This window comes from Lawsonibacter hominis (assembly GCF_014287895.1).
Taxonomy (GTDB): Bacteria; Bacillota; Clostridia; order Oscillospirales; family Oscillospiraceae; genus Lawsonibacter_A; species Lawsonibacter_A hominis.
In genome coordinates, this window is record NZ_JACOPP010000060.1 from 1 (window position 1) to 3,471 (window position 3,471).

3 protein-coding genes and 1 pseudogene are annotated in these 3,471 nt (G+C 47.1%); all 4 read left to right on the forward strand.

Features of this window, described 5'->3' with window-relative positions:
• Window positions 1-382 precede the first annotated feature (382 nt).
• Window positions 383-697: a hypothetical protein gene (locus tag H8S57_RS16590; RefSeq protein ID WP_186909066.1), complete on the forward strand. Its 315-nt coding sequence runs from the start codon at window positions 383-385 to the stop codon at window positions 695-697.
• A gap of 448 nt (window positions 698-1,145) precedes the next feature.
• Complete coding sequence (locus H8S57_RS16595) at window positions 1,146-1,703, forward strand: RNA polymerase sigma factor (protein WP_186909068.1); 558 nt, start codon at window positions 1,146-1,148, stop codon at window positions 1,701-1,703.
• Window positions 1,700-2,803 (forward strand): hypothetical protein, encoded by a 1,104-nt coding sequence (locus tag H8S57_RS16600; RefSeq protein ID WP_186909067.1) that lies wholly within the window; start codon window positions 1,700-1,702, stop codon window positions 2,801-2,803. Before H8S57_RS16595 ends, H8S57_RS16600 begins: the two co-directional genes overlap by 4 nt.
• A 477-nt stretch (window positions 2,804-3,280) precedes the next feature.
• Window positions 3,281-3,471: pseudogene (locus H8S57_RS17150) on the forward strand (imidazolonepropionase); the annotation flags it as partial.

A 3,471-nucleotide genomic window follows, 5' to 3' on the forward strand; every position in this document is an offset into this window, starting at 1 on the left:
CTATACTGCTAATCCAGGTGGTCTGCCGCCTGTGATGTTTCGTCAGGCCGCCAGAGGCCTGGCCGCGTAAGTTTCATATTTGGGGTGTTCAGGTTCTGCACCGTTCTTGACTTTTCCAAAGCCATCAAAGTTAGGTGACGAAAAATTTATTGGTAAGCCGGGCGAAATAAAACAGTCCTTTACCAAAAAGGGAGATTTGTATGAGACCCATATTGGCCTAGATGGAAAGGCTGATTCCGAAACCCATTATTCAGATCACGGAACTCCGACGTTGCACGATAATCCTCATACACATGATATTTATTGGGATGAATTAGGCCCTCACCTCGGTAAGATTGAACACACTGGGAAAGCATATGGCAGAGAAAGGAGATGGCTTTCTATGAAAACGATTGTGCCAGCCAATACGTTTGAGGACGATCGCTTCAAGACAATCAGCGATTTCAAGTGGTGCATGAAGCGCGGCGGGGAGGTCCAATTTGAATGGAACGGAGTTATGTACTGCTGCTTTGGCTGCGTTTCTCCTGTGGCAGGCGCAGCACCTAAAATGGTGATCTGTCAGGCAGGCTCTGTGGAAGTAAACACTCGTACCGAGAAGTGGTGTGATACCGCTGACGAAATTCTGGAGTATATGGTGGGTGATGATCGTCTGCGTGATGTTATTACACAAGTCAAGGTGTGGGAGCGTACGATTTAAGATAAAACCTCTTGCCGACAGTCTGCAAACCGTTGGTATTGCCGGGCTTTGTCAGATCCTATAATTACACTCCGACCAACTAATGATAATCCGAACTACATTATCCAAGTGGGTAGTGTGTTCGGATTTATCATTTCTATTGAAAATGTGCTTTGATGGGCAAGGGCAAGAACAGGATTCTTGCCCCAATGCCATTCGGAAAGTAAAAGCATTTTGGTTTATTCGGTTAACGCATAGTGACGGCGGGGAATACTTCCCGCCGTCATTTTGTTGGTCACCGCTTAACGGCGGTGTGGGCTTGTCCCTATTGCTTGCACCTGATACAATAAAATTCAAGCCTAGCATATTTGAGAGGGTAGAAATTTTTGAGAAACCTTGTAAGGTTTTCAGATATTTCCTGCCTTATAGATTGAAGGAACCTTCAAAGCATAGGAAAGGGGAGATTGTATTGGAGGACAGTCAAATTGTCGAACTATATTGGCAGAAGAATGCGGACGCCATATCTGAAACCGCCAACAAGTACGGCGCATACTGTTTCACAATAGCCGACAACATCCTGCATTGTGCTGAGGATTCCGAGGAGTGTGTCAATGATACTTGGCTCCACACATGGAACGCCATACCGCCGCAAAGGCCCAATGTATTTCGGATGTTTTTGGCAAAGATTACCCGCAACCTTTCGTTCAATCGTTTCAACGCAAGATTTGTTGAAAAGCGGGGCGGCAGCGAGATTATTCTTGTTTTGGAAGAACTTGAGGAATGCCTTGCCAGTGGGTCAGATGTTGAGGCTGCGTATGAGGTTGCGGAATTGGAACAGTGCATTTGCCGCTTTGTTCGGACACTTCCGGAGCGGGACAGAAATGTATTTGTTCGCCGCTATTTCTTCACTGAGCCAATGTCCGCAATCGCAGAACGGTATAGTCTGACCTTAAACAACGCCACGGTTATCCTTAGCCGGACACGAAAGAAACTCAAAGCTGAACTCATGAAGGAGGGATATTTATGAATAGCAAAGACCTATATAATGCTATTGGTAAAGTGGATGATGACATTTTAGAGCAAAGCGAAGCTACCAAAAAGAAAACCGGATGGTTGAAGTGGGGAGCTATGGCGGCGTGTCTCTGCTTGGTCGCAGGGGCCTTTCTTTGGCCCAAAGGCCACCAAGTAGAAGTAACGGAAATCGAGAGCCTGGAGGAAGTGATAGCATCTTACGGTGGAAATCTGTTGGCCGAACGACTGTCAGCTCCCGACGTTAGAACCACTGGTATCCGCCTGAGCTATACAAAGGGCGGAGATATCTCCGACCCTGCCGCCTGGGACACTCTGTCGGTCACAGGAGATTACAACGGACAAGACTTTACCATGGACTGTAATTTTAGCAGTGAGGGAGAGCAAAAAGGCTCTGCCGATGCCTATGCCGTAACTCAATATGGTGATGTAGAGGTAACGATCTATCGGAAGAAGAGCAACTGGAGTAAAAACCAGCCATTCCTCTACTGGGCCGAATTTGCTTTGGACAGCGTAACCTACAATCTATCCATTCATTCCGATGACCCGGAGGATATCTACACCTATCTGGACTTGGTCTTGGGTGAACCTGAAAACGGAGGAAATCAGTCTGGGGCTACGCTGACCAATGTACTGGGCTTTGGCGTATGCCGCATTGAGATGGAGGAAATTGCTCCCTACCAGTACAAGTGGCACTACTATGTTAAGGTGGATGGCGAGGATGTGTGTGTGGCAGAGCAATTTGGTTATGATGGGCCTGAAGCATGGAGCCGAGATCTGGATGGCGATGGTGTGCCTGAATTGATTTGTAATAGCACCTATGGAGACGGAGTTGAAAGTGTTATCGTCTATCGCAACAATAACGGCATTATTGAGGAAGGCAACATCAAGCTGTCCTACTATGAGGAAAAGATTGGCTGGACTCATGTTTTGGAAGGCGGTACATTCAGTCTCCCTGCTGAGCGATACGACCCGAAACAAGGCGTTTTTACAGCAACTGATTACTATACCCGTGGCTATGATGACCCGATAACGGTGGAGTTCGATGATGGTTTGGAACCCTTCGACTTCTTTCCGTTCAATCACTTGCCCCTTTGATTGGAGCAAATTTTATTGACATTTTTATGTGTGCACCGCAAAATGGGCGGGGATTTCGTCTTTTTTGACTATGCGTAGTTAATACAACATATGACGTATTTCTCATTAACGAAACAAAGGCGGGAGCATCGGTTAAGATGTTCCCGCCTTGTGTTTACCCTTGTTCGGTTGTTTTGGCTTGCTTTTGGGCTTTCCACTCTGCGTATTCCCTCTGCCCCTCCTCGCTCTCGAAAAACGCCTGTATCTCCGGGAGCAGGACACGGGGCGGAGCGCCCACCTATTGGACTATTTCAGATAAATCGGAACTGCATCGCCTGGGAGGGGAATGCAGCTCGGATTTATAAATTGAAAAAATACAGCTGCAAAAAAGGGTAAAAAGACGGCAGAGGGGGTATGAACCGAACCAGTAAAAACGGACAATAGACAAAACGCCCCCTAATGTAGGAAAATGAAAGTACTACATTAGGGGGTATTATTATGGCAAGGAAGTATCAGCACACCCAGGAATTACTGCCTAAAATCAAAGAAATGCTTGAAGGCGGAATGACACAGCGAGAGGTTGCGGAGAGACTTGGGGTGACAGGAGAGAGAGCAATCCATCATCTTCTTACACGCGAAAGGAAAAAGGAGCTGCATGGCATACCGAAGCAGCGTGGTCGGAAACCCGC

Coding starts and splice junctions, on each gene's coding strand:
- H8S57_RS16590 (WP_186909066.1), top strand. CDS start 383: ATGAAAACGATTGTGCCAGCCAATACGTTTGAGGACGATCGCTTCAAG.
- H8S57_RS16600 (WP_186909067.1), top strand. CDS start 1,700: ATGAATAGCAAAGACCTATATAATGCTATTGGTAAAGTGGATGATGAC.